Annotated in this window: 23 protein-coding genes; 15 read left to right on the top strand and 8 right to left on the bottom strand. The window is 72.0% G+C overall.

Translation table 11 applies throughout. From position 1 onward, the window contains the following. The first annotated feature begins 165 nt into the window (after positions 1–165). Positions 166–1,122 carry a prolyl aminopeptidase gene (gene pip / locus NDW01_RS03140; protein ID WP_252816363.1) on the top strand — a complete coding sequence of 319 codons (957 nt, stop codon included), beginning with the start codon at positions 166–168 and terminating at the stop codon, positions 1,120–1,122. Positions 1,123–1,165: 43 nt separating this feature from the next. Here pip and NDW01_RS03135 read toward each other — a convergent pair whose 3' ends face one another. Further along, positions 1,166–1,369 carry a hypothetical protein gene (locus NDW01_RS03135; protein WP_252816362.1) on the bottom strand — a complete coding sequence of 68 codons (204 nt, stop codon included), beginning with the start codon at positions 1,367–1,369 and terminating at the stop codon, positions 1,166–1,168. Between NDW01_RS03135 and NDW01_RS03130 the strand changes: the two genes are divergently transcribed. The 5 genes from NDW01_RS03130 to NDW01_RS03110 all read left to right on the top strand — a co-directional run bounded on the left by NDW01_RS03130 (position 1,357) and on the right by NDW01_RS03110 (position 8,060). Continuing rightward, on the top strand, positions 1,357–2,193 hold the full coding sequence (locus tag NDW01_RS03130; RefSeq protein WP_252816360.1) for an arginase family protein: 837 nt from the start codon (positions 1,357–1,359) through the stop codon (positions 2,191–2,193). The genes NDW01_RS03135 and NDW01_RS03130 overlap by 13 nt on opposite strands. Before the next feature lie 77 nt (positions 2,194–2,270). After that, the gene (locus tag NDW01_RS03125; RefSeq protein ID WP_252816359.1) at positions 2,271–3,434 is read left to right on the top strand and encodes a thiolase C-terminal domain-containing protein; all 1,164 of its coding nucleotides are present in this window, start codon (positions 2,271–2,273) and stop codon (positions 3,432–3,434) included. A 5-nt stretch (positions 3,435–3,439) separates the two neighbouring features. Then, positions 3,440–3,835 carry a Zn-ribbon domain-containing OB-fold protein gene (locus NDW01_RS03120; protein WP_252816358.1) on the top strand — a complete coding sequence of 132 codons (396 nt, stop codon included), beginning with the start codon at positions 3,440–3,442 and terminating at the stop codon, positions 3,833–3,835. Then, positions 3,816–4,946 carry an NAD(P)H-dependent flavin oxidoreductase gene (locus NDW01_RS03115; protein ID WP_252816356.1) on the top strand — a complete coding sequence of 377 codons (1,131 nt, stop codon included), beginning with the start codon at positions 3,816–3,818 and terminating at the stop codon, positions 4,944–4,946. The genes NDW01_RS03120 and NDW01_RS03115 overlap by 20 nt, the downstream gene beginning before the upstream one ends. A 180-nt stretch (positions 4,947–5,126) precedes the next feature. Beyond that, positions 5,127–8,060, top strand: a complete 2,934-nt coding sequence (locus tag NDW01_RS03110; RefSeq protein ID WP_252816354.1) for a type 1 periplasmic-binding domain-containing protein — start codon at positions 5,127–5,129, stop codon at positions 8,058–8,060. Positions 8,061–8,127: 67 nt separating this feature from the next. Here NDW01_RS03110 and NDW01_RS03105 read toward each other — a convergent pair whose 3' ends face one another. Both NDW01_RS03105 and NDW01_RS03100 read right to left on the bottom strand, forming a co-directional pair. Then, a complete protein-coding gene (locus NDW01_RS03105) occupies positions 8,128–8,838 on the bottom strand; it encodes an SGNH/GDSL hydrolase family protein (protein WP_252816353.1) in 711 nt (236 codons plus the stop codon). Then, positions 8,835–9,170, bottom strand: a complete 336-nt coding sequence (locus NDW01_RS03100; RefSeq protein WP_252816351.1) for a hypothetical protein — start codon at positions 9,168–9,170, stop codon at positions 8,835–8,837. The genes NDW01_RS03105 and NDW01_RS03100 overlap by 4 nt, the downstream gene beginning before the upstream one ends. A gap of 528 nt (positions 9,171–9,698) precedes the next feature. Between NDW01_RS03100 and NDW01_RS03095 the strand changes: the two genes are divergently transcribed. Then, positions 9,699–9,902, top strand: coding sequence for a cold-shock protein (locus NDW01_RS03095; RefSeq protein WP_252783825.1), 204 nt, complete (start codon positions 9,699–9,701; stop codon positions 9,900–9,902). Between the two features lie 742 nt (positions 9,903–10,644). On the opposite strand, the gene uvrB is transcribed toward NDW01_RS03095, so the two are convergent. Next, complete coding sequence (uvrB, locus tag NDW01_RS03090) at positions 10,645–12,759, bottom strand: excinuclease ABC subunit UvrB (RefSeq protein ID WP_252816349.1); 2,115 nt, start codon at positions 12,757–12,759, stop codon at positions 10,645–10,647. Positions 12,760–13,132: 373 nt separating this feature from the next. On the opposite strand from uvrB, the gene NDW01_RS43690 reads away from it, so the two are divergent. Both NDW01_RS43690 and NDW01_RS03080 read left to right on the top strand, forming a co-directional pair. After that, entirely contained in the window at positions 13,133–13,801 is a 669-nt protein-coding gene (locus NDW01_RS43690; RefSeq protein WP_252783828.1) for a response regulator transcription factor, read from the top strand. A gap of 64 nt (positions 13,802–13,865) precedes the next feature. Then, positions 13,866–14,783 (top strand): DMT family transporter, encoded by a 918-nt coding sequence (locus NDW01_RS03080; protein WP_252816347.1) that lies wholly within the window; start codon positions 13,866–13,868, stop codon positions 14,781–14,783. Between the two features lie 129 nt (positions 14,784–14,912). Here the strand turns inward: NDW01_RS03080 and NDW01_RS03075 are convergent, their stop codons facing one another. Together NDW01_RS03075 and NDW01_RS03070 are read right to left on the bottom strand one after the other, a co-directional pair. Continuing rightward, positions 14,913–16,328, bottom strand: a complete 1,416-nt coding sequence (locus NDW01_RS03075; protein ID WP_252816345.1) for an amino acid adenylation domain-containing protein — start codon at positions 16,326–16,328, stop codon at positions 14,913–14,915. Then, positions 16,325–17,440, bottom strand: a complete 1,116-nt coding sequence (locus NDW01_RS03070) for an acyl-CoA dehydrogenase family protein (protein ID WP_252816343.1) — start codon at positions 17,438–17,440, stop codon at positions 16,325–16,327. The genes NDW01_RS03075 and NDW01_RS03070 overlap by 4 nt, the downstream gene beginning before the upstream one ends. A gap of 195 nt (positions 17,441–17,635) precedes the next feature. Between NDW01_RS03070 and NDW01_RS03065 the strand changes: the two genes are divergently transcribed. From NDW01_RS03065 to NDW01_RS03040, 6 genes are read left to right on the top strand one after another with little or no spacing between them, the layout of a single operon-like run. Further along, positions 17,636–17,896 (top strand): acyl carrier protein, encoded by a 261-nt coding sequence (locus tag NDW01_RS03065; protein WP_252783832.1) that lies wholly within the window; start codon positions 17,636–17,638, stop codon positions 17,894–17,896. Next, positions 17,883–19,223, top strand: coding sequence for an NAD(P)/FAD-dependent oxidoreductase (locus NDW01_RS03060; protein WP_252816341.1), 1,341 nt, complete (start codon positions 17,883–17,885; stop codon positions 19,221–19,223). Before NDW01_RS03065 ends, NDW01_RS03060 begins: the two co-directional genes overlap by 14 nt. 18 nt (positions 19,224–19,241) lie before the next feature. Continuing rightward, on the top strand, positions 19,242–20,600 hold the full coding sequence (locus tag NDW01_RS03055) for a TrpB-like pyridoxal phosphate-dependent enzyme (RefSeq protein WP_252816339.1): 1,359 nt from the start codon (positions 19,242–19,244) through the stop codon (positions 20,598–20,600). Then, on the top strand, positions 20,597–21,466 hold the full coding sequence (locus NDW01_RS03050; RefSeq protein ID WP_252816338.1) for an amidohydrolase family protein: 870 nt from the start codon (positions 20,597–20,599) through the stop codon (positions 21,464–21,466). Before NDW01_RS03055 ends, NDW01_RS03050 begins: the two co-directional genes overlap by 4 nt. Continuing rightward, positions 21,466–21,888: a hotdog family protein gene (locus tag NDW01_RS03045; protein WP_252816336.1), complete on the top strand. Its 423-nt coding sequence runs from the start codon at positions 21,466–21,468 to the stop codon at positions 21,886–21,888. The genes NDW01_RS03050 and NDW01_RS03045 overlap by 1 nt, the downstream gene beginning before the upstream one ends. After that, positions 21,885–22,349, top strand: coding sequence for a YbaK/EbsC family protein (locus NDW01_RS03040; RefSeq protein WP_252816334.1), 465 nt, complete (start codon positions 21,885–21,887; stop codon positions 22,347–22,349). Before NDW01_RS03045 ends, NDW01_RS03040 begins: the two co-directional genes overlap by 4 nt. 22 nt (positions 22,350–22,371) lie before the next feature. Here the strand turns inward: NDW01_RS03040 and NDW01_RS03035 are convergent, their stop codons facing one another. Beyond that, positions 22,372–23,856, bottom strand: a complete 1,485-nt coding sequence (locus tag NDW01_RS03035; RefSeq protein ID WP_252816332.1) for an aminotransferase-like domain-containing protein — start codon at positions 23,854–23,856, stop codon at positions 22,372–22,374. Positions 23,857–24,062: 206 nt separating this feature from the next. After that, positions 24,063–24,752 (bottom strand): response regulator, encoded by a 690-nt coding sequence (locus NDW01_RS03030; protein WP_252817355.1) that lies wholly within the window; start codon positions 24,750–24,752, stop codon positions 24,063–24,065. Positions 24,753–24,772: the final 20 nt, after the last annotated feature.

The following is a 24,772-nucleotide window of genomic DNA, read 5'->3' as shown; positions in this document are numbered from 1 at the left end:
TCACCTAGCTGTCTGCCATGTCACGCAAGGTGTGGCGCATAACTCGTGATGATTTCGATATCTGCGCGGTCTGTTGCGACCTCCGTGACCAGCGATTACGCACCGTGAGGGCGATCACCGTCACTCTGCGCGGTCATCGGCGTGTCGGATGCGAGAATCTCCGCCATGAGGACGCTCTACCCGCCGATCGAGCCGTACGACTCCGGCCTGCTCGACGTCGGCGACGACGATCAGATCTACTGGGAGGTCTGCGGCAACCCCGACGGCAAGCCCGCGGTGATGCTGCACGGCGGGCCCGGCGGCGGCTGCACACCCGGCCACCGGCGGCAGTTCGACCCGGAGGCGTACCGCATCGTGCTGTTCGACCAGCGCAACTGCGGGCGCAGCCGGCCGCACGCGAGCGACCCGGCCGTCTCGCTGGAGCACAACACGACCTGGAATCTCGTGGCGGACCTGGAGCGGCTGCGCGAGCACCTGGACATCGACCGGTGGCTGGTGTTCGGCGGCTCCTGGGGCAGCGCGCTGGCGCTCGCGTACGCCGAGACGCACCCCGACCGGGTCACCGAGCTGATCCTGCGGGGGATCTTCACGCTGCGGCCCTTCGAGCTGTACTGGTACTACCAGGAGGGCGCCTCCCTGCTCTTCCCCGACCTGTGGGAGCAGTACGTCGCCCCGATCCCCGAGGACGAGCGGGACGACCTGATCGCCGCGTTCGCCGCGCGGCTGAACGACCCCGACCCGGACGTACGGATCCCGGCGGCGCGGGCGTGGAGCGTGTGGGAGGGCTCGACGATCACGCTGCGGCCCGACCCGGAGGTCATCGTGGTGCAGGGCGATCCGGACTACGCGGTGGCGTTCTCCCGGATCGAGAATCACTACTTCGTCAACGACGGGTTCCTCGAGGACGGGCAGCTGATCCGGGACGTCGACAAGATCCGGCACATCCCGGCCGTGATCGTGCAGGGCCGCTACGACATCGCGACCCCGGCGGCGACCGCGTGGGACCTGCACAGGGCGTGGCCGGAGGCGGAGTTCCACCTCGTCGACGACGCGGGGCACGCCTACAGCGAGCCGGGCATCCTGCACCACCTCATCGAGGCCACCGACCGCTTCGCCCGTTGACGGCGGGGATCGAGCGCCGACAGGATGTGACCACCGTAATGACTTAGGTGGTGTCATGGCCCTCGTGCAGCGGTCGATCGCCGTACTGGACGCTCCGTCGAACCTCGGGCTCCGGCCGCCGCGCGAGGGCCACGAGCCCGGGGTCCGCGGCCTCGCCGCCGCGCTGCGCGGCCACGGCCTCGTCGGCCGGCTCGGCGCGGCCGACGCGGGCCGGGTCGAGCCGCCGCCGTGCCCATGGGTCGCTCACCCTCCTCACTCGCTCCGTGGGCGGCCTCGTTCCTCGGCCGCCCACTCCACTCGCTGCGTCGGGTTCCCTCCCACTCGTTCGACGGCGACCCCGCCACCGGCTACCGCAACGGGCCCGCGATCGCGGAGTTCTCCGTACGGCTCGCGGACCGCGTCGGGGACCTCCTCGACGCCGGGCGGTTCCCGCTCGTGCCGGGCGGCGACTGCGGCATCGCGCTGGGGCCGGCCCTGGCGCTGCGGCGGCGCGGATCGTACGGGTTCGTGTACCTCGACGGGAACGACGACCACTCCCCCCTGCTCGATCCGGCGAGCCGGCACGGCCGCTTCACCGCCGGGGGCACGGCGCTCGCCCTCATCACCGGGCACGGGCCGGCCGCGCTGACCGGCATCGAGGGCCTCGGCCCGTACGTCGCCGAGGAGCACGCCGCGCACATCGGCGCGCAGTACGAGCCGGAGGACCTGGAGCTGTTCGACGCCGAACGTTTCCGCACCTCGCCGATCCACCGGTACCCGATCGAGTACGTCCGTGAGCACGGCGCCACGGCGGCCGCGGCGGCCGCGCGCCGGGACCTGGCGGCGGCGCCCGTCGAGGGCCACTGGGTCCACATCGACGCCGACGTGCTGGACAAGAGCGTGATGCCGGCGGTCGACTCCCCCAACCCGGACGGCCTGTCCCTCCCGGAGTTCACCGAGACCCTGGCGATCCTGCTCGCCGACCCGCGTGCGGTCGGCATGGACGTGGGCATCTACGGCCCGGAGCTCGACCCGTCGGGTGAGGCGGGCCGCGCGCTGACCGACGCCCTCGTGACCGCTCTCACGCGCTGACGGCACTCCCCGAAACCGAACTCGGTTCGGTACGGTGGGAGGGAACGCGCGCGAAAGTGAGGCGGCGACGGTGGGCCATGGCTGAGACCGCGATCGCCGGGCTGGGCATGACCGAGCTCGGCAAGGTGTACGGCCGCAGTCCACGCCGCCTGGCGGCGCAGGCCGTACGGGCGGCGGCCGCCGACGCCGGGCTCGCCCTCACCGACCTCGACGGGCTGATCGTCGCCCCCGGCATGTCCGGCTCCCCCGGCGTCGAGCTGGCCCGCTTGCTCGGGCTGCGCGACCTCCGGCTCCTCACGACGATGAACACGTTCGGCGCGTCCGCCGGGGCGGCGGTCGCCTACGCCGCGTCGATGATCGCCGCCGGCTCGGCGAGCGCCGTCGCCTGCGTGTTCGCCGACGCGCCGCTGCGGCCCGAACGCCCGGCGGGCGCGGCGTACGGCCGTGACGCCCGCGAGTGGCACGGCCTGGACGGGCTCCGCGCGGCCCTCGGGTTCCGCAGCGTCAACGCCCACTACGCGCTGGCCGCCCGGCGGCACATGGCCCGCTACGGCACCACCAGCGAGCAGTTCGGCGCGATCGCGGTGAGCACACGGGCCTGGGCGGCCGGCAATCCCCTCGCCCAGATGCGCGACCCGATCTCACTGCGCGACCACCAGGAGTCCCGCTGGGTCGTCGAACCGCTGCACCTCCTCGACTGCTGCCTCGTGTCCAACGGCGGCATCGCGGTCATCGTCACCGGCGGTGAGCGCGCCCGCGACCTGGCGCGGCCGCCGGTCTACGTCTGGGGCTGGGGACAGGGCCACCCCGGGCATCGGCTCGAACGCGGCAGTGAGTTCGGGCTGACGACCGGCGCCGCGACCTCCGGCCCGGCGGCGATGAAGATGGCCGGCGTCACCCCCGGCGACATCACCCAGTGCCAGCTGTACGACTGCTACACCTACACGGTGCTGGTCTCCCTGGAGGACTACGGCTTCTGCGCCAAGGGCGAGGGCGGCCCGTTCGCCGCGAGCGGCGCGCTCGGCCCCGGCGGGGCGCTGCCGACCAACACCGGCGGCGGGCAGCTGTCGGCGTACTACATGTGGGGCATGACGCCGCTGTCGGAGGCCGTCATCCAGGCGCGCGGCGACGGCGGCGCACGCCAGGCGCCGCGCAACGATCTCATCCTGGTCAGCGGCAACGGCGGCGTCCTCGACCACCACTCGACCCTGATCCTCGGCCCGCACCCGAAGGGGGGATGAGGGAAATGAACTTTTACGGCGTCGTGCGGCGGGACGGCCGCTCCGGTCCGTTCTTCGACGGGGCGGCGCGGGACCGGCTGATGATCCGGCGCTGCGCGCCCTGCGACCGGTGGTACGGCCCGGACGCCGGCGGCTGCCCCGAGTGCGGCGCGGAGGACCTCGGCTGGGCGGAGGCGAGCGGCCGGGCGGTCCTGGTGTCGTGGGCGGTCGCGCACCTGCGCGGCGGCGAGACCGCGCCGCTGGCGCTGGTCGAGCTCGCCGAGGGACCGTGGATGTACGGGCGGCTGCACGCGGTGACCGCGCCGCGTGAAGGGCTGCCGCTGCGTGCGCGCTTCGTCCATCCGGACGAGGGCGAGAGCCATCCCCTTTTCGAGGAGGACCGTGAAGACCGAAGTCTGTGACAGGTTCGGGATCGAGTTCCCGCTGTTCGCCTTCAGCCACTGCCGCGACGTCGTGGCGGCGGTCACCAACGCGGGCGGCTTCGGCGTGCTCGGCGCGGTCGCCTACAGCCCCGACCGCCTCGAGGAGGAGCTGCGCTGGATCGACGAGCACGTCGGCGGGCGCCCGTACGGCGTCGACGTGCTCGTCCCCGGCAAGATAGCCAAGGAGGCGGCGGAGGGCCACGGCTCGCTGCTGTCCGCGGTGCCGCCGGAGCACTGGGAGTTCCTGAAAGGGCTCTTCGAGAAGTACGGCGTCCCGGCGCCGTCGCCGGAGGCCCTCGGCGACCCGCGGGTCGACGGCGTCGGACGGCAGGTGACGCAGCAGGGCGCCACCGAGCTGATCGACGTGGCGCTGGCCCATCCGATCCGCCTCATCGCGAGCGCGCTCGGCCCGCCCCCGCCGGTCATGGTCGAGCGGGCCCGCGCCGCCGGCGTGCCGGTGGCGGCGCTCGTGGGCACGGTCGAGCACGCCCGCCGCCAGGTCGAGGCCGGGGTCGACCTGATCGTGGCGCAGGGCGGCGAGGCCGGCGGCCACACCGGCGAGATCTCCACGATGGTGCTCGTCCCCGAGGTCGTCGACGCGGTCGCGCCGCTTCCCGTCCTGGCGGCGGGCGGCATCGCGACCGGACGTCAGATGGCCGCCGCGCTGGCGCTGGGCGCGTCGGGCGTCTGGTGCGGCTCGGTCTGGCTGACCACCGAGGAGGCCGAGACCCTGCCCGCGGTCAAGGCGAAGATGCTGGCCGCCACGTCCCGCGACACCGTGCGCTCGCGGTCGCGCACGGGCAAGCCGGCCCGGCAGCTCCGCTCCGCCTGGACCGACGAGTGGGACTCCGCCGGCGGTCCCGGCCCGCTGCCGATGCCGCTGCAGATGATCGTCGCCGAGGGCGCGATGGCGCCGATCGGCAAGGCCGCCGAGGCGGGGAACGAGGGCGCCCGGCAGCTCGCCAACTACTTCGTCGGCCAGGTCGTGGGGCTGATGAACACTGTCAAGCCCGCGCGTCAGGTCGTCTACGACATGATCGAAGAGTTCGCCGACGCCATCGAGCGGCTGAACCGCATCACGGAGGACTGAACCGCCGTTCCCCGGCGGTCCGAGCGAGGTCCGCCGGGCCCGCCGGTTTCGGCGCTCCCTCCATCCAGGTTGTGGTCGGGACTCATCCGGCAGTGTCGGGAGCGGTCCCGCATCCGCCTCGTACGCTGCATTCACGGCGGTCTGTCGCCGCCGTGTCATCCGATTCCACGGGGGTGCGGCGTGAGCGAGACGGTACCCGCCAAAGCGCGCGGGGAGGAGGTCCTCAGCACCGGGATCGGCCGTGAGCTCCTGGAGCGGCTGGACGACTGGACCAAGGCGCATCCGTGGCGGCTGGGCGGCCAGGCGTTCCCCCTGGTGGTGCTGGAGGCGACCGACGCGAGCGTGGACGCCGGCGCGTACATCGACGCCCTGGCGCAGGCGGCCGCCGCGGCGGACATCCCGCACATCGTCCTGTCTCCCCCGGACGCCCCGGAGACCTCCGCCGACGGCGGGGACCGGGACGGCGCGGCTCCCGGTGGGACGCCACCGGGGATCACCCTGCTCGACTCGCTGAGCAAGCCGGGCGCGTGGCCCGGGAACGGTCCCGCGGCAGGCCGCTACCGGTTCCCCCGGTCGGACCTCGTACGTTCCTGGGAGGAGGCGGTCCGCAGCGCCGCCGAGAAGAACAGGGCGCGGCCCGCCTCGACGACGCCCGCCGAGGAGTGGTACGACGCCGCCGTCCTGCTGCCGTGGACCCGGCGGCCCCTGACCGCGCCGGTGTGGTGGTCCACCGTCATCGTGCTGGTCGCCGCCATCTTCGGCGGCATCGCCCAGGGGGTCGCCGACAAGACGCGCATCGGCACCCTGCTGGCCGTCTGCGGCGTCCTGCTGGCCGCGGTCGCGCTCGCCGCCGGCCTGTCGAACCGCAGAATCTGGCTGCCCGTCCTGTCCCGCGTCGGGTTCGGCACGCGGTACCGCTGGCTGGCCACCTCGTCCTTCTTCGCCGCGGCCCAGGGAAGCCGGGGATTCGGCGGGCGGCTGAACGTCCAGCTCGACCAGGTCGCCGAAGCCCTCGTGGCCGGGCCGGCCGACGCGGACGAGGTGGCCAAGCCCTGGCTGCAGACCAAGACGTTCGCGTTCCTGGAGGACCTGCGCGCCCGGCACCGCAAGCTCTCCTTCACCCTCCGGGGGTTCAAGCGGCCGGTCCCGTCCGTGGCCTTCCTCAGGAACGTCACCGGCCGGAACGGCGGCGTCCAGTTCCTGGTGGCCATGAGCGACGTGCGCAGCCGCCGCAGCGAACTGCACCCCCTGCTCGTCGTGGCCTCCGCCGACCACGCCCACATCGGCGACCTGCTCGGTACCGCCCCCGCCCTCGCCGCCCTGCCCTCCGGCGAGCCCGCCCAGACCATCGAGAAGCGCTACGAGGACTGGATCAAGTCCCTGGCCGGCGCCCAGGGGCCCAGCACTCAGGTCACCTCGCCGTGGCTGCTGCGGCTGCCGATCCCCGCCCACAACCCTGCCGCCGCGACCCCTCCGCCGCTGAAGCCCCGCACCCGGCCGCGGTGGACGTGGCTGTGGTCGGGCCGGTCGCTGCTGGTGCTCCTCGCCGCGCTCGCCGTCGGCGGATCGTACCTGCACGCCCAGCTGACCTCGACGCACTGCAGCGTCCACGCCCTGTTCTTCGCCAACACCGATACCCAGCTCCGCCGCGACGCTGCGGGCAGCCGCGAGTGCGTCGGCATCGCCACCGGAGGGGTCCGCTTCGAACGCGCCCCCCTCAGCACCACGCTGGGCGGCGGGAGCGCCAGGCCCGACACCGCCCACACCGCGGACCAGATCACCCTTGCCGACCTGGAGGACCGGATCGCGGCGGAGAACGCCTGGGTGCTGGCCGGTCACCGCCCGTACGTGACGATCCTGTACGTCGGGATGCTGACGGCGGCCGAGGGCCAGGAGAGCAGCGCGGTGAGCGAGATCCGCCAGTTGGCGGGAGCGTACCTCGCGCAGCGCGGCAACAACCGGGCGCAGGCCGGCGGCGGCGACAATCCCCTGAAGATCCGCCTGCTCGCGGTGAACGCGGGCCAGGACATGGCCTTCTCCAAGATCACGGCGGACCGTATCCTCGCGATGGCGCGACGGGACCGGACGGTCGTCGGGGTGGTCGGCATCAGCCGGAACACCGCCGAATCCCAGAAGGCCATCCGCCGCCTCAATGCCGCCGGTCTGGCGGTGCTCGACCCGGTCAACTCCTCCGACACGCTCCGCGCGCTCCCGCAGTTCTACGGCCTGGCCGCCACCGACAACGACGAGGCGACGGTCGCCCGCAAGGTCCTGGGCGGCAAGCGCGCCGGCCGTACGCTGATCGTCTACCGGTCCCCCGGCGCGGAGGGCAGCGACTACGGCGCGGAGCTGGCCGAGGACGCCGGGCGAGCGCTGGCGGTCGCCCCGTCCTCCACGATGCTGCGCTACGACGGCACGGACGACATCGGCGCGAAGGTACGGGCGGCGTGCCGCGGCTCGGCGGGAGACCCCTACGCCCTGGTGTACTTCGCCGGGCGCACCGAGGACCTCGGTGGCCTGATCAACGCCCTGCGCGACGGCGGCTGCGCCGACCGCGAACTGACGGTGCTCGGCGGGGACGAGGTGTCGCGGTCGCGGTTCGGCACCGGCCGCACCGACGTGCTCCTGCCCCGCTCGATGACCGTCTACTACACGACCTTCACCTACCTGCCGAACCTGCTGGCGGACGGCGGGGACACCGACAACCCGTTCTTCGTCCTCGCCCGGAACGAGCTGGGGATCGGTCCCGAGGAACGTTCGGCTCTGCTGGCGGACGGTCAGATGATCATGGCGTACGACTCCGCGTCCGCGCTGGCACAGGCGGCGGAGCGCGCCTTCGGCACCCTCGACCTCGCCGCGCACGGCGCGGCCCGGGCACCGGGCAGCGCGTCGGTCACCTCCGGTTCGGTCCTGCTGACGCTGCCGAACCTCAGCTACCAGGGCGCCACCGGGCTGATCGACTTCACTCATGATCAGCACGTCAGCGGCGGCTCGGGCCGCCGGGCCCTCACGCTGGTCAAGGTGACCGGCCGCGACCTCGGAGCCGCGCCCACGGCCGTCTGCGGCCAGCTGGCCGGCGGCAGACGCGCCCCCGGCCTGTCGGCCTGCCAGTAGGCGGTGAGCCCGCGGAGGACCACCGGGCCTTCCGGTGAGGCGGCGGCCCGGATGGAGGAACGGCCGGTCAGCGGCGGTACTGGTACACCGGACGGGACGGCCCGGCCTGGATCTGCCGATCGATCAGCTGGGCGAAGGCGCGGTAGCCGAGCTCGTTCGGGTGGAAACTCCGTGGTTCGACCGACAGCGCCCCGAAATCGACCTTCAGCGCGTTCAGGTACGGCTGCGCCGTGCCCAGCTCGTGGCCGTCGAACGCGGTGTACCCGTCGGTGAACTCCACCGTGCCCGGCCGGCCCGCCGCCGCCAGCGCCCCGTCCGCGCGGCGGGCCGCGGCGGCGATGACGTCGTCGAGATCGCGGACGACGCCGTCGAGGTACACCTGGTCGGCGACGCCGATGTTGTCCACCGAGTGGCCGGGCCGCACGGGGAACGGCCGGGGATAGCCCAGCACGATGATCCGCGCCTTCGGCGCACGCCGCCCGATCTGGTCGAAGACCGACGCCAGCCCGGCGGGCAGGGCGGCCATCCGGGCCCGGATGTCGGGATCCTGGTCACGGCAGGCCGACGACCAGGGGAAGCGCACGACGCAGCGGGTGACGATCTCCGAGAAGCCGATGTCGTTGCCGCCGATGGTGAGGGTCACCAGGCTGGTGTCGGGTCGCAGGCGATCGACCTGGGCCGGCTCGCCGTGCTGGCCGCCGTAGAGGACGTCGCCGATCCGCGCACCGCTGCAGGCCCACAGAGTGCCGCCGAGCGCGAACCGGAAGCCCTGCGTCACCGACAGCCCTTGGACCGGTGGCAGTCTTCGGACCCGCCGCCGGCGTAGCCGCGGTCGGCGGCGAGGTCCCAAGTGCCCTCGCCCGAGGAGTACGAGTCGCCGAGGGCGATGTAGCCACCGCGCAGGGCGGCCTGCAGGGCGGTCAGCCGGGTCGGCGGAGGGACGAACCGGATGCGCGGGATCTCGCAGCCGGAGCCGAAGAGCCGGCACCGCCCGGTCATCGCCAGTGGAACGGCCAGCGCGGCGATCAGAACCGCGACGACCGCCGGGACCAGGATGAGCAGGCCACGGCGTGTGCGGATGCGTCTCCCCAGTGCCGCGAACGCGACCATGCACCACCTCCGCCCCGAGATCATGATCTCATTTCACCACGCCCGAGGCGAGCCTCGGGCCCGGCCGCATCGGGCCTCCGCCGTCGGCGGAAAGGGGCGTCCGCCGACGGCGAAAACGGACGTCCGCCACCCCGGCGGCGGCGGGACTTCGCCCTTGTGAGCACCGGTCCCCGCCCCGGCAGCGGCGGGTCTTCGCCCTGTGGGGGCGGGTCTTCGCCCCCGGGCGGCGTCCGGGCTCCACCCCTCGCGGGCTCGGCTCTCCGTCGCCGCGGGGGCGGGTCTCCCGGGAGACACCGCGGTGATCGGCACGCTTGCCGGGGTTCCGAGGAGGGGATAGCATCCCTGGTGTTGCAGTCGTAGTTTCCTCGTACGTGTTAAGTTTGATCTTGAACGCCCGCGGAAGTTTTGACGGCGGGCGTTTTCGCTTCTCCGGGATAGTTTTCGCGGACGTAAGCAAAAGTCCGTAACGCAGCCCCGAGCGTCGACCGGCGCCTCGGTGAGGCTCCCAAGAAGGAGAGAAGAAAGAAAGTGGCAGAAGGTACCGTCAAGTGGTTCAACGCCGACAAGGGCTTCGGATTCATCGCTCCTGACGGCGGCGGCCCCGACGTGTTCGTGCACTACTCGGCGATCACGACCTCGGGCTTCCGTAGCCTCGAGGAGAACCAGCGCGTGAGCTTCCAGACGACCCAGGGCCCGAAGGGCCCGCAGGCGGAGGACGTGACCCCGCTCTAAGGCTTAGATGTGCCTGACCGGGCCCGCACCGTTCGTCGGTGCGGGCCCGCGTCGTTCCGGCCTCCAACGTCGAGGCGGCCACCCACCGGATCGTCTCGGTGCTGCGCCTGGACGAGGTCCGTCCGGAGGCGACGGCATGAACGCGCGGCCCATGCTCGTCGGCTCCTGGCCACACGGGACTTACCCGGGGTATGCACCTGGAACGGTCCAACACATACCCTGAGTGAGCAGAGCGGCACAGCAGGTGGCCGTCGCCGCTGCGACGGTGCCGCCGATACGACCACGTCGCCGCCGGCAATGCCGGGGGGACGTCCGGATAGCGAGGTTCACCCGTCAACGGCGGCGGCGAGTTCTTGCGGCGGGCGGCCTAAGCGAGCTGATCGATCCTGGGCAGGCGGTGAACGCGGCATCTCCGGCGCCCGAAGGGGGTTGATTCGGCAGACGGGACATCGATTGTCGCGTTGTCCGAGACTTCTGCGCCTGCCGGCCTGGCCTCGCCGACAACGCCGAGGATCGTCGAGGCCCGCACCACCGAAACCCCCGGCGCAACCGGACACAGCGACGGTCGGGCGGCCTTCGCGGCGCGGGAGGTCCAGCGGGAGCGGCAGCCCTGCACCGTCTCAGCGCCCGAACCCTTCCAGCCCCTGGGCTGTTGCGGCGGACGTACCGGCCGCCGGAGCTCCTGAGGGTGGGGCTCCGGCTTGGCCGCCGGCCGGGGGCGGCTCCGCGTGCCGGGGCGTCGTCAGTGGACGCCGGCCTCCTTCATGTCGCGCAGCTCGCGCTTGAGCTCCTTGATCTCGTCGCGGAGCCGGGCCGCCATCTCGAACTGCAGCTCTTCCGCCGCGTGGTGCATCTGCTGCGTCATCTGGTCGATGAGGGCCTCCATCTCCTCGCGTGGCCGCTCACCGACGAGGTCGGCCGCGTGCCGGCCGGCCCGCTGCTTGGAGGACAGGCCCGGCACGGGGGCCTTGCCCCGGCTCTGCTGCCGCCCGCCACCGCCGATCAGCTCCTCGGTGTCGGCGTCCTCCCGGGCCAGCATGTCGAGGATGTCGGCGATCTTCTTGCGCAGGGCCGTCGGCTCGATGCCGTTCGCCTCGTTGTAGGCCATCTGCTTGGCGCGCCGCCGGTTGGTCTCGTCGATCGCCCGCTCCATCGACGGGGTGACCTTGTCGGCGTACATGTGGACCTGGCCGGAGACGTTTCGGGCGGCGCGGCCGATGGTCTGGATCAGCGAGGTCTCCGAGCGCAGGAACCCCTCCTTGTCGGCGTCGAGGATGCTGACCAGTGACACCTCCGGCAGGTCGAGGCCCTCACGGAGCAGGTTGATGCCGACCAGGACGTCGAACTCCCCCAGCCGCAGCTCGCGCAGCAGCTCGACCCGGCGGAGCGTGTCGACCTCGCTGTGGAGGTAGCGCACCCGGATGCCGAGCTCCAGGAGGTAGTCGGTGAGGTCCTCGGCCATCTTCTTGGTCAGCGTGGTGACCAGCACCCGCTCGTCCCGGTCGGCGCGCTCCCGGATCTCGTGGACCAGGTCGTCGATCTGCCCCTTGGTCGGCTTGATGATCACCTCGGGGTCGACCAGGCCGGTCGGGCGGATGACCTGCTCGACCACGTCGCCCTTGACCCGGCCCAGTTCGTACGGCCCGGGCGTCGCCGAGAGGTACACCGTCTGCCCGATGCGCTCCAAGAACTCCTCCCACTTCAGGGGGCGGTTGTCCATCGCGCTCGGGAGCCGGAACCCGTGGTCGACGAGCGTCCGCTTGCGCGACATGTCGCCTTCGTACATCGCGCCGATCTGCGGCGTGGTCTGGTGCGACTCGTCGATGACGAGGAGGAAGTCCTCCGGGAAGTAGTCGAGGAGGGTGTTGGGCGGGGTGCCGGGACCGCGTCCGTCGATGTGACGGGAGTAGTTCTCGATGCCGGAGCAGGTGCCGACCTGCCGCATCATCTCGATGTCGTACGTGGTGCGCATCCGCAGCCGCTGCGCCTCCAGCAGCTTGCCCTGCCGCTCCATCTCGGCGAGCCGCTGCTCCAGCTCCGTCTCGATGCCGTTGATCGCGCGCTCCATGCGCTCCGGGCCGGCGACGTAGTGGGAGGCGGGGAAGATGTACAGCTCCTCGTCCTCGGTGATCACCTCGCCGGTCAGCGGGTGCAGCGTGGCGAGCTTCTCGATCTCGTCGCCGAACATCTCGATGCGGACGGCGAGCTCCTCGTACTGCGGGATGATCTCGATCGTGTCGCCGCGCACCCGGAACGTGCCGCGGGTGAACGCCAGGTCGTTGCGGGCGTACTGCATCGCGACGAGGCGGCGCAGCAGCTCGTCCCGCTCGATCTCGTCTCCGACCCGCAGGCGGACCATGCGGTCGACGTACTCCTGCGGGGTGCCCAGGCCGTAGATGCAGGACACCGACGCGACCACGATCGTGTCGCGGCGGGTCAGCAGGGAATTGGTGGCCGAGTGCCGCAGCCGCTCCACCTCGTCGTTGATCGAGGAGTCCTTCTCGATGTAGGTGTCGGTCTGCGGGACGTACGCCTCGGGCTGGTAGTAGTCGTAGTAGGAGACGAAGTACTCGATGGCGTTGTGGGGCAGCATCTCGCGCAGCTCGTTGGCGAACTGCGCGGCGAGCGTCTTGTTCGGCTGCATGACCAGGGTCGGGCGCTGGACCTTCTCGATCAGCCAGGCGACCGTCGCGGTCTTGCCGGTGCCGGTCGCGCCCAGGAGGACGGTGTCCTTGTCGCCGCGCTTGACGCGTTGTTCCAGCTCGGCGATCGCCGCCGGCTGGTCGCCGGACGGGGTCATCTCGGTGACGACCTCGAAGGGCGCCACCTTCCGCTGAAGATCGGTGACAGGCCGCACGATGCTCCTTCGCTTGATGCGCTCGCTGGCCGCCTCGGCGGCTCCTGGATCGGGCGGGCCGACGGCCACGGTCCCCGCTACGTGGTTCAACCTACGCCCCGCCGCCGACATTCCGGCCCGCCCGAGCGCCCAAGGCGTCCGGGGCCCTGGCACCGCGCGCCCCGGCGTACCCGCCCGTCGCACGGCGACGTGACCACACCGCATGACCCCACGACCACGCAAGGCGACATAAATCCCACATATTGGGCTTTACTTGACTAATTTGACCACAGAGCGTCATATTGGTGCGAAGCGGTACGACCGCGCACGACGGGGGTTGGATTGTGGGTACTTCCGGGAACGCCTCTCACGGGAACGCCTCCTAGGTAGCAGCGTGTCACGTTCTCAGATCACCGTCCTGCTCGCCGAACGCCGTGGTCTGGTGCGTTTCGGCCTGAAGAAAATCATCCAGGAGTCGGCCGACCTCGCGCTGATCGGCGAGGCGTGTGACTACGCCGAGGCGGCGGCGGCCATCGACGATCTCAAACCGGACGTCACGGTCGTCGGCCAGCTCGCCGACCACCCCGACCCATTAAGGGCCATCGCGCGGATCGGCGCGATCCGCGGCCGGTCCTTAGTGCTCAGCGACCCGCCCGGCCCGGACCCACGTGAGCAGCCCGAGTCGGTCGGCCTGCTCCTGACCAGCGCCGACCCCGAGGAGTTCCGCGCCGCGATCCGCATGCTCTCCGCCGGGTACTCCTTCCTCGGCCCGGCCCGCAGAGGGCCGAACGCCGATCGCGCGGACGCGGAGGCCGAAAGAATGACGCGGCGCGAACTCGACGTCCTCCGATTCCTGGCCCGCGGCCGGTCGAATGCGGAGATATCGAAAGAACTCTCCGTGAGCGAGAGCACCGTCAAGTCTCATGTGCAGAGCCTGCTGAGCAAGCTGCGTCTCCGTAACCGTGTGGCCGCCGTGATCTACGCCTACGAGACGGGCCTCGTAGAGATCGGCAGCAATCCGGCAGAGCTCCCCTCTGGTCGCAAGTCGGCGCAAGCGCGATGAAGCAGTCCACTTCGCCGTCCAATGGATCTTTGCTCGACTCGGCCCTGCTGCGATCGTGATGGGCATGCGGGGCATCCGAGGAGGAGTGGGCGCGGCCACGGCCATGTTCTGCGTGGGGACGCTGACCGCAGTCTCGCCCGCGTTACACCACTATCCCGTCTACGGCGGCCAGGCGATCCGCTACGCCGTAGGGGCGCTGCTGCTCATGCTGGTCGCGCGGTTCCGCGGCATCAGGCATCTGCGGCTGAGCCTCCGCGAGGTCGGCCTGGTGATCCTGCTGGCGCTCACCGGGCTGGCCGCCTTCAACGTCTTCATCGTCGAATCCACGCGGTACGCGGATCCGGCGACGGTAGGGACGATCGTGGCCACCGTGCCGATCGTCCTGGCAGTGGTGGGGCCGTTCATGGAGGGGGAACGGCCGCGCCGGAACCTGGTGGCGGCGGCCGTCGTCGTGGCGAGCGGCGCGGCCATCGCCACCGGTTTCGGCGGCGGCGCCGCCCTCGGGCTGCTGCTGGCACTCGGCGCGCTCGGCGGCGAGGTCGGGTTCTCGCTCCTGGCGCTGCCGTTGCTGCCCCGGCTCGGCGCCATCCGCGTCTCCGCGTACTCCGCCGTGGCGGCCGTGCCGCTGTTGCTGATCGCCGGTCTCGTCACCGACGGCCGGCACGCCCTGCGGGTGCCGACGGCGTCGGAGGCGGGCGCACTCGGCTACCTCGCCGTCGTCGTGACCGCCTTCGCGTTCTTCTGCTGGTACGACGCGCTGCCCCGGCTGGGGCCCGAACGCGCCGGGCTGTTCTCCGGGTTCCTCCCCGTGGGCGCGATCATCTCCACGATGGTGCTGGGGACCGGGCATCCCTCGTGGGCCGACGTCGCCGGCGCCGCCCTGGTCATCGCCGGGCTGCTCCTCGGACTGCGGACGCGTCGTCCGGACGGCTCCGAGCCGGTCGGCCCGGTCGTCGAGGAGACGGCCGGCCGAACGGGCTGAGCAGCGGGCTCGCGGACTCGATCGACCCCACCGGGCGGCCGGCCCGGCCGAGTCGATCGACCGGGCCGCGCGGCGGGGTCGCCCGGCTCGTCCGTCACGGGCTCGCCGGGACGACCGGGGACCCGGCGGTCACGGCGCCGCCTCGACGGTGAGCCGGCGGCGGTCGGTCTTTCCGTTGCCCGTACGGGGCAGCGCGGCCACGTAGCGGACCGAATCCACGATCATGTACCGGGGCAGCCGGTCGGCGCAGTGCCGCTTGAGCTCGAGCAGATTCGGCCGCCGATCCTCGCCCGGCACCACGTACGCGACCAGCCGCGCGTCGAGCCCGGCGCCGGAGACCACGACCGCGACCTCGGACACCCCCGGGCAGGTGAGGAGCGCGGACTCCACGTCGCCGAGCTCGATCCGGTGACCGCGTACCTTCACCATCCCGTCACGCCGTCCGAGGTAGTGGTACACCCCGTCGCGGAGGACGACGCGGTCGCCGGTCGGGTACGGGCCGGTCTGCGGCGGGCGGCCCCAGTAGCCGAGCATCACCGTGGGCCCCTCGACGACCAGTTCGCCCTCCTCGCCGGGCGCCGCGGCCGAGCCGTCCTCGCGCACGGCATGGATCCGGTCCCCGGAACAGGCCGTGCCGATGGGCACCGGCTCGGCCGGCAGATCGGTCACCTCGTAGAAGGCGCAGACGTTGGTCTCGGTGGGGCCGTACAGGTTCAGGAACCGGATGCCGGGCAGGTGCTCGCGGAGCCGCCGCAGGTGGGTCACCGGATAGGGCTCGCCGGCGAACAGGAGCGCCCGCAGCGCGGGCGGCCGCACGTCGAGCAGCCCCCCGTCGCGCGCCATCAGGACGAGCGCGGACGGAACCGAGTACCAGACGGTGATCCCACGCTGGACCAGGAACTCGACGAGCAGCCGCGGCGCGTACGCCGCCTCGCGCGGGATCAGCTGGACCGAGGCCCCGGCGTGGAACGCCACGTACAGGTCGAGGACCGACAGGTCGAAGTGGAACGGCGCGTGGTTGGCGAACCGGTCGTCCGGGCGGGCTCCCAGCTCGCCGGCGGCCCACTCGACGAACGCCATCGCGTTGCGGTGGGAGATGCACACCCCCTTCGGCGCCCCGGTGGACCCCGACGTGTACAGGATGTAGGCGAGATCGTCCTCCGTGCCGTCGTGGGCGGGCAGCGGGCCGCCGGGCCGCCCGGCCGGGGTCGTGGCCGTGATCCCCTCCGCGCGCAGTTCGCCGGCGCGGTCGCTGACGACGACGCGCGGGGCGCAGTCGCGGATGACGGCTGCGGCCCGGCCGGCGGGCGCGACCGGGTCGACCGGCACGTACGCGGCTCCCAGCCGCAGCACCGCCTGCATGACCGCCACCGCGTACGGGCTCTTGTCGAGCCAGAACGCGACGCGGTCGCCCCGGCGTACGCCCAGCGCGGCCAGCTCCCGGGCCAGGGCGTCGGCCCGCGCGTCGAGCTCGGCGTACCCGACACCGTCGACCGCCGGAGCGGACGAGCGCGCGTGCGCGCGCAGGAGCTGCTCGAGCCTCACAGCCCCATCTCCTCGGCGATCTGTTCGAGCTGCATCTCCGAGGTGCCGGAGAAGGTGGTGCAGGGCAGCGCGTCCCGTACGTCCTTGGCGATCCCGGCGTCCTCACGGACACCGGCGCCGCCGAAGATGTGCTGGGCGTCCAGGGTCGTCGCCACGGCGTTCTCGCTGACCGCCAGCTTGGCCATCGCGACGTCGAGAACGGCCCGCTCCCCCTGGTCGAGGCGCGCGCACGCGCGTTCGAGCAGGAGGCGGGCGGCGTCGAGACGGACCCGCATCCGGCCGATCCGGTGGGAGACGGCCTGGTTCGCCGCGAGCGGCCGGCCGAACTGGCGGCGCTCACGGGCGTGCTCCACACAGCGGTCCAGCAGCCGCTCGGACTGCCCGAGGTAGGCCGCGAACAGGCAGGTCCGCTCCCAGCGCATGGCGGACTGGAAGATCGCCGCGCCCTGCCCGTCGGCGCCCAGGCGCGCGCCGACCGGGACCCGGCACCCGTCGAGACGCAGTTCGCCGGCCGGGCAGCGGACCAGGCCCGCCTTGCCGAACGGCTCGCCGACCGTGAGTCCCGGCGTCCCCCGCTCGATCACGAACGCCGAGACGCCCAGATGGCCGAACTCGGGCCGGGTGCTGGCGTACACGACGAAGACGTCCGCGATCGGGCCGTTGCTGACGAAGGACTTGGCGCCCGTGAGCACGTACTCGTCCCCGTCCCGTACGGCGCGGGTGGCCAGGGCGGTCGCGTCGGAGCCCGCGCCCTCCTCCGTGATGGCGTTCGCGCCGATCCACTCCCCCGAGCACAGGCGGGGGAGCACGCGCTCGCGCAGGGCCGGATCGCCGTGCTCGGCGATCGGCATCGCGCAGGCGAACAGGTGCGCCAGAACGGCGAACACCAGCCCCATGTCCGGGTGATGCCGCCCGAACGCCTCCGCGGCCTGGGCCGTGGCGGCGAATCCGTGCCCACCCCCGCCGTAAGTCTGCGAAACGCTCAGTCCGGCGAGTCCGGTCCCGGCCGCCCACTGCCATTCCTCCCGGGTCAGGTAACCGGGCGCCGGCACCGGATGCCCGTCAATTCTCTTGCTGAATCGGTGGTAGATGTCCCGCTCCTCCAAATGCATGTAAAGCAGTTTAGAAGCACCTTCGGCGGGTGTCCTCGACAAAAAAGCCGGAACCGACTCATCAGTTCGGCGGAGGCCACTGGCCGAACGGCGGAGCCGGCCGCCCGGAAATTCGCCACTCCTACGGAAGACAGCCGGTCAACGGGGACGGTAGCGTCACCCCGACGGACCGGACCGCAGGGGCGGGAGCTTCGGATGGGACAGCAGGACGAGCTCGAAATCCTCCAAAAATTCATCGAGGAGAAGATTCTTGACACTTCCGAAGTGGCGATAGAACCGGACACTCCGCTCCTCGAGCTCGGAATTCTCAACTCGCTCACCACCACCAGGCTCGTCGGTTTCATCCGCGATCAGTTCGGCGTGGAGATACCGATGAGCGAAATGGTCGGTGACAACTTCAAAGACCTGGCGAGCATCAGCCGTTTGGTGAGGGAGTGCGATCGTGGCGGACGTTGATTTCGACATCGGCATCATCGGCGGCGGGCCGGCCGGCTCCACCCTCGCCTCGTACCTGTCGCAGGCCGGCCTGTCGTGCGTCGTCTTCGAGAGCGCGCTGTTCCCCCGCCCCCATGTCGGAGAGTCGCTGATCCCGGCCACCACGCCGGTGCTGGCCGACATCGGCGCGCTGGAGAAGGTGGACACCGGCGGCTTCCCGCGGAAGTACGGTGCGGCGTGGACGTCGGCGGCCGACTCGCGGATCCCCACACTCGGCTTCGAGCTGTCGCACGGGTTCCAGGCGGCCGAGGTGGCGTTCAGCGAGCGCGACCAGCCGGGTGTGAAGCAGGACTACACCTACCACGTGGACCGCGGCAAGTTCGACCTGCTGCTCCTGCAGCACGCGGAGTCGCTGGGCGCCAAGGTCTACGAGGGCGTACGGGTCCGCCACGCCGACCTCGGCGACGACCCTCGCGTGGTCTTCGCCATGGGCCGCCGCGAGACGGACGTGCGGGTGCGGATGGTGGTGGACGCGAGCGGGCGTAACACCTTCCTCGGCCGGCAGCTCAAACTGAAGGTCCCCGACCCGGTCTTCAACCAGTACGCGATCCACACGTGGTTCGACGGTTTGGATCGTTCCGCGCTCTCGGCGGACAAGAAACAGGCCGACTTCATCTTCATCCACTTCCTGCCGGTGACCGACACGTGGGTCTGGCAGATCCCGATCACCGACACCGTCACGAGCGTCGGCGTGGTCACCCAGAAGCAGCAGTTCACCGCCGCGAAGCAGGACTGGAAGGGGTTCTTCTGGCAGTGCGTGGAGAGCCGCCCGGAGCTCGCCGACGCGCTGCGCGCCGCCGAGCGGGTGCGGCCGTTCCGCCCCGAGGGCGACTACAGCTACGCCATGCGGGAGATCTGCGGTGACCGGTGGATGCTCATCGGCGACGCCGCGCGCTTCGTCGACCCGATCTTCTCCAGCGGCGTCAGCGTGGCCATGAACAGCGCCCGCATCGCGTCGTACGACATCATCGCCGCCGCTGAGAAGGGCGACTTCGGCAAGCCGTCGTTCGACGCGTACGAGGGCCGGCTGCGCCGGGCCGTGCGCAACTGGTACGAGTTCATCTCCATCTACTACCGGCTGAACATCCTGTTCACCGCCTTCGTCGCCGACCCCCGGTACCGGATCGACGTGCTGAAGATGCTCCAGGGCGACGTCTACGACGGCGGCGAACCGGCCGCGCTCACCAAGATGCGGGAGATCACCCGCCAGGTCGAGGAGAACCCGGACCACCTGTGGCACCGGCATCTCGGCACGCTCCGCGCGCCGAGCCAGGCCCCGCTGTTCTGACGAGGAAGGACACGTGTGATGAAGAAGTTCGTGCTCACCGAGGACGGGTTGCCGGACCGCTGGTACAACATCCTCCCCGACCTGCCCGTGCCGCTGAAGCCGTACCTGCACCCGGTCACCCATGAGCCGCTGGCCCGGGAGGACCTGACGTCCCTGCTGCCGGACGCGGTGATCGACCAGGAGTTCACGCAGGAGCGCTGGGTGGACATCCCCGACGAGGTCCGTGACATCTACCGGATGTGGCGGCCCACGCCGCTGTACCGGGCGGACCGGCTCGAGCGCGCGCTGGACACCCCGGCGAAGATCTACTTCAAGTACGAGGGCGTGTCCCCGGCGGGCTCGCACAAGCCGAACACCGCGGTGCCGCAGGTCTACTACAACGCCCGGCAGGGCGTGCGCCGGGTCACCACCGAGACCGGGGCCGGGCAGTGGGGCTCGGCGCTGTCGTTCGCGGGGGCGCTGTTCGGCGTCGAGGTCGCCGTCTACATGGTGAAGTCCTCCTACCACCAGAAGCCGTACCGCCGGTCGCTGATGGAGACCTGGGGCGGTCAGGTGTTCGCGTCGCCGACCGACCTGACCCAGGCGGGCCGCGACGTCCTCGCCAAGGACCCCGACTCCCCGGGCAGCCTCGGCATGGCCATCGCCGAGGCGGTCGAGGACGCGCTCAGCCGGGACGACACCCGGTTCGCCCTCGGCTCGGCGATGAACCACGTCGTGCTGCACCAGACCGTGATCGGCATCGAGGCCAAGCGCCAGCTGGAGATGGCCGGCGACTACCCCGACGTCGTCGTCGGCTGCGTCGGCGGCGGCTCCAACTTCTCCGGCCTGGCGTTCCCGTTCATGGCCGACCGGCTGTCCGGGGACCGCCCGGCGACGCGTTTCGTGGCCGCCGAGCCGACGGCGTGCCCGACGCTCACCCAGGGCCGCTACGCCTACGACCACCCCGACACGGCCGGCCTGGGCCCGCTGCTGCCCATGCACACCGTCGGGCGCGGGTTCATCCCCCCGCCGATCCACGCGGGCGGTCTGCGCTTCCACGGCGACGCGCCGACGCTGTGCGCGCTGTACGACCAGGGACACGTCGAGGCCCGCGCCTACGACCAGACCGCGGTGTTCACCGAAGCGGTCCGCTTCGCCCGCAGCGAGGGGTTCCTGATGGCGCCGGAGTCCTCGCACGCGCTGCGCGGCGCGGTCGAGGAGGCCGTGGCCGCCCGCGAGGCCGGTGAGGCGCGCACGATCCTGTTCGGGTTCTCCGGTCACGGGCACTTCGACCTGGCGGCGTTCGACGCGTTCCTGGCCGGACGGCTGGAGGACTACGAGACGCCGCAGCACGAGCTGGAGGCGGCGCTGAACGAGCTGCCCCAGGTCGCCCGGTGATCGACGTCCACCACCACGCCTACCACGCCCGGCTGGCCGACGAGCTCGGCGTCGCCGAGATGGCCCCGGGCGTGCCGGTGCCCACGTGGACGCCGGAGGACTCGCTCCGGGTCCTGGACCGGAACGGCCTGGACGGGGCGGTGCTGTCGGTGCTGCTGCCGGACGCGGCCCGGCCGTCGGCCGGGCTGGTCCGGCGGGTGAACGAGTGGACCGCCGAACTCCTCGGCGACCGGTTCGCCGGGCTGGCCTCGCTGCCGATGGGCGATCCGGACGCGATGTTCGACGAGCTCGCCCATGCCCTGGACGTCCTGGAGATGGACGGCGTGGTGCTGAGCGCCAGCCTGCCCGACGGCCGGCTGCTGGGCGACCCGTCGCTGGCGCCGCTCTTCGACGAGCTGAACCGGCGGCGGGCGGTGGTCTTCGTGCATCCCAACCCGGCGTACGGATGCTCCTGCACCGGACCGGGCGTCCCGCCGCCTCTCGTCGACTTCGTCATGGACACCACCCGGGCGGTGGCGGGCCTGCTGTTCGGCGGCACGCTGCGCCGCTGCCCGGACGTCAGGTTCATCCTGGCGCACGGCGGCGGCGCGGTCCCGTACCTCGCCCAGCGGTTCGAGCTGGCCGGCGAGTGGGTCGTCCCCGGCGCCGACGCGCGACAGGTGCGCGACGACCTGCGCCGGCCGTACTACGAGATGGCGCAGTCCGCGTCGGCGGGCGCGCTGGCCTGCCTGCGGACGGTCACCGACGAGTCGCACATCCTGTTCGGCACCGACTATCCGTTCATGCCCGAGCCGGTGGTGGCCTCGACGCTGCGCGCGATGAGCGGTCCGGATCACGCACGGGCCCTGTTCGGGAGGTTCACCTGATGCGGCACCTGGAGGACGTCCGGATCGGCGAGGTCCACGAGCTCGGCCGCATGAGCCTGTCGGAGGCGGACATCACGCGGTTCGCCCGGTCGTACGATCCGCAGGTCCCGCACCTCGACGGCACGATCGCCAGCGGCTGGCAGGTGGCCGGCGTGTTCATGCGCCTGTACGTCGACGCCGTGCTGCGGGACACGGCCGTGGACCTCTCCCCGGGCATCGACGAGCTGGCCTGGCTGCGCCCCGTCCGGCCCGGCGACGTGCTCTCGGGCAGGGCGACGGTGCTCGACGTCGCACCGTCGCTGTCCCGGCCGGACTGCGGTGTCGTCCGGCAGCGCGGTGAGCTCTCCGATGACCGGGACCGGCCGGTGATGCGCATGACCTTTTACAGCCTCGTCAGGAGACGCGTAATGTCCTCCGCATGACGCTGCCCACTCCGGCGGAGATGCTGAGCGCGGCCGGCATCGCGTTCTCCTCGTTCACGCACCCGCCGATCCGCACCTATGAGGACATCGAACGGGAGCTGAAACTGCCGCCGGAGCTCCTCCTCAAGACGATGGCGTTCCGCTCCGAGACGGGATTCGTCCTCGCCTCGCTGCCGATCCTGTCCCGCGTCGCCTACGGCCCGCTCGCCAAGGCCGCCGGGCTGCCGAGGGCGGCCCTGCGCCAGGCCGGGCCCGGCGACCTGGCGGAGCTCGGCATGGAGCCCGGCGGTGTCAGCCCCCTGACCGGCCTGCCCGGCACCCAGATCGTCTTCGACGTCTCCGTGCGCGACATGGCGACGGTCCACTTCGGCAGCGGCCGGGCCGACGAGACCCTGACGGCACAGGCCGCCGACCTGATCGAGGTGGTGCGGCCGGTCTTCGCCGACCTGGTCAAACGGTGACCCGCAGGGACCCGCTCCCGTCCTACGCCACGATCGGCCCGCCGCGCTCGGTCCCGCCCCCGTCCCGAGCCGCCACCGGGCCGTCGCGCTCGATCTCGGCCCAGGCGCGGGCGAGCCGGTGCACGAGCACGTCGAGCCGTTCCCGGGGCAGCGTGAAGGGGACCCGGATGTGGGAGTCGTGCGCCCGGCCGGGGTCCATCACCGACCCGGGCACCACCTCGACCCCGTGCCTGAGCGCCACCTGCGCGAAAGTGTCGGCGTCCACGCCGGGCAGCTCGATCCACAGCGCGCCGCCGCCGTCCGGGCGGCGCCACCGCCAGCGGGGCAGCCGGTCGCGGAGCAGCGCCTCCACGTGGTCGAGGCGCCGGGCCAGCTCCGGGGCGCGAGCGCGCGTGATCTCCTCCAGCCGGGGAACGAGCCGGGCGGCCAGGGCCTGGTCGAGCACCGGGCCGGCGATGTCGGCCAGCACCTTCCGCCGCGCGAGGCGCTGCACGACCTCGGCGGGGGCGCGCACCCACCCGATCCGCAGCCCGGCCCACACCGTCTTGGCCAGCGAACCCACCGACAGCACCTCCGCGCCCGGCGGCGCATACCCGGCCAGCGGCCGCAGCGGCTCCGCCGACTCCTCGTACCGGACGTAGGCGTTGTCCTCCAGCACCGGAACGTCGTGGCGGGCGGCCAGTTCGGCGATGCGCCGCCGCCGGGCCGCCGACATCAGCACGCCGGTCGGGTTGTGGTAGGTCGGCATCACGTAGAGCAGCCGGGGCGATCCGGCCGCCAGGGCCGCCGCCACGGCGTCGGCGTCGGCGCCCTCGTCGTCCACCGGCACCATGCGCAGCCGCGCGCCGCGGGCACGGAAGACGTCGAGGCAACCGGGCCAGTTCGGCGTCTCCACGAGCACGGTGCCGCCCGAGCCGAGGTACAGGTCGGCGACGAGCGCGATGGCCTGGTGCGCCCCGGTCGTCACGAGGATCTCGTCGGCGACGGTGGGCAGGCCGTCGCGGGTCATCCGCTCCGCCAGCACGGTGCGCAGCTCGGGCAGACCGCACGGATGGTAGCCGGGGTCGGCCAGCAGGTCGGTCAGGTCCTCGGCGGCGAGGTCGCGCAGCACCTCCTCCAGCTCCGGAACGGCGCCCTCGACCGTAGTGGTCAGGGAGATCACCTGGTCCGGTCCGTCGATCAGCCGCTGGAACACGGCCGTCGCGGTCCCGCCCGGCACCCGGCGGTCCATGACGCGGCGGTGCGGGCGTGCGGTCGCCGCGATCCGCGTGCCGCTGCCCCGCCGGCTCACGAGCAGCCCGTCCGAGCGCAGCCGGTCGTAGGCCCCGACCACCGTGGTCCGGCTCACGCGGAGCGCGTCGGCGAGACGGCGCTCGGACGGCATGCGGTCTCCGGGATGCAGCAGGCCGTCCTCGACCGCGCGGCGCACCGCGTCGGCCAGGCGCTGGTAGAGCGGGCCACGGCCGGCCGGCCAGTTGCCCAGCAACGCGACGACGCCGCGTTCCATCGGTGCACGATCCGCTTCCAGTGAACGGTCCACTCGCCCCATCAAGATCTCCGGGGATATCGGCCTTGTCGTGAACTGCGTCGTCGGCCGCCGCCGCCCGGACCGCGCGAGCCTACACCGAAAGAGCATGCCCCGCCGACCGGGCACGCGCACAGGACGTCACCGATTCGGCAGTGCCGGATGTCACCATACGTACCGATCCGGAGTCACGTCACGCTCTCCACACCCCCGGCTCCTCCCGGGACGACGAGGCCCGTCTCGTAGGCGACGACGATCGCCTGGGCGCGGTCGCGGAGGCCGAGCTTGGACAGGATCCGTGTCACGTGGGTCTTCACGGTCGCGTCGCTGACCTGCAGCCTGCCGGCGAGCTCGGCGTTGCTGAGCCCGCGGGCCAGCAGCCGGAGTACGTCGAGCTCTCGTGGCGTGAGCGTCGACAGGTCGCGATGCAGGGTCGGGCGCTGGTCGTCGTGACGGGCGAACCGCTCGATGAGGCGACGGGTGATGCTCGGGGCGAGCAGCGCGTCACCGGACCGGACCAGCCGGACGGCGGCGACCAGGTGCTCGGGTGAGACGTCCTTGAGGAGGAACCCGCTGGCGCCTGCGGCGAGCGCCGCGTAGACGTACCGGTCGAGGTCGAACGTGGTCAGGATGATGACGCGCGGCGCGTGCGAGCCGGCGGACAGGATGCGCCGCGTGGCCTCCAGCCCGTCGACCTCGGGCATCCGGATGTCCATGAGGACGACGTCGGGCCGGGTTCTGCGAACCTCGTCGACAGCCTGCGCGCCGTCGGCGGCCTCACCGACGACATCGATCCCCTCGGCGGCCAGGATCATCGCGAACCCGGTGCGGACGAGCGCCTGATCGTCGGCGATGACCACCCGCAGGGCCTCGCCCATGGCTCGCTCGCTCACGCGCC

This window comes from Actinoallomurus soli (assembly GCF_024055715.1).
Lineage (GTDB): Bacteria > Actinomycetota > Actinomycetes > Streptosporangiales > Streptosporangiaceae > Actinoallomurus > Actinoallomurus soli.
The sequence above is the reverse complement of the archived record's forward strand: the minus strand, read 5'-3'. Positions and strand labels throughout refer to the sequence as shown.

Bases quoted from the DNA above. Each gene is read 5' to 3' on its own strand.
- pip (WP_252816363.1), top strand. From the start codon at position 166: ATGAGGACGCTCTACCCGCCGATCGAGCCGTACGACTCCGGCCTGCTC.
- NDW01_RS03130 (WP_252816360.1), top strand. From the start codon at position 1,357: ATGGGTCGCTCACCCTCCTCACTCGCTCCGTGGGCGGCCTCGTTCCTC.
- NDW01_RS03125 (WP_252816359.1), top strand. From the start codon at position 2,271: ATGGCTGAGACCGCGATCGCCGGGCTGGGCATGACCGAGCTCGGCAAG.
- NDW01_RS03120 (WP_252816358.1), top strand. From the start codon at position 3,440: ATGAACTTTTACGGCGTCGTGCGGCGGGACGGCCGCTCCGGTCCGTTC.
- NDW01_RS03100 (WP_252816351.1), bottom strand. From the start codon at position 9,170: ATGGTCGCGTTCGCGGCACTGGGGAGACGCATCCGCACACGCCGTGGC.
- NDW01_RS03080 (WP_252816347.1), top strand. From the start codon at position 13,866: ATGCGGGGCATCCGAGGAGGAGTGGGCGCGGCCACGGCCATGTTCTGC.
- NDW01_RS03070 (WP_252816343.1), bottom strand. From the start codon at position 17,440: ATGCATTTGGAGGAGCGGGACATCTACCACCGATTCAGCAAGAGAATT.
- NDW01_RS03065 (WP_252783832.1), top strand. From the start codon at position 17,636: ATGGGACAGCAGGACGAGCTCGAAATCCTCCAAAAATTCATCGAGGAG.
- NDW01_RS03055 (WP_252816339.1), top strand. From the start codon at position 19,242: ATGAAGAAGTTCGTGCTCACCGAGGACGGGTTGCCGGACCGCTGGTAC.
- NDW01_RS03045 (WP_252816336.1), top strand. From the start codon at position 21,466: ATGCGGCACCTGGAGGACGTCCGGATCGGCGAGGTCCACGAGCTCGGC.
- NDW01_RS03040 (WP_252816334.1), top strand. From the start codon at position 21,885: ATGACGCTGCCCACTCCGGCGGAGATGCTGAGCGCGGCCGGCATCGCG.
- NDW01_RS03035 (WP_252816332.1), bottom strand. From the start codon at position 23,856: ATGGAACGCGGCGTCGTCGCGTTGCTGGGCAACTGGCCGGCCGGCCGT.
- NDW01_RS03030 (WP_252817355.1), bottom strand. From the start codon at position 24,752: ATGGGCGAGGCCCTGCGGGTGGTCATCGCCGACGATCAGGCGCTCGTC.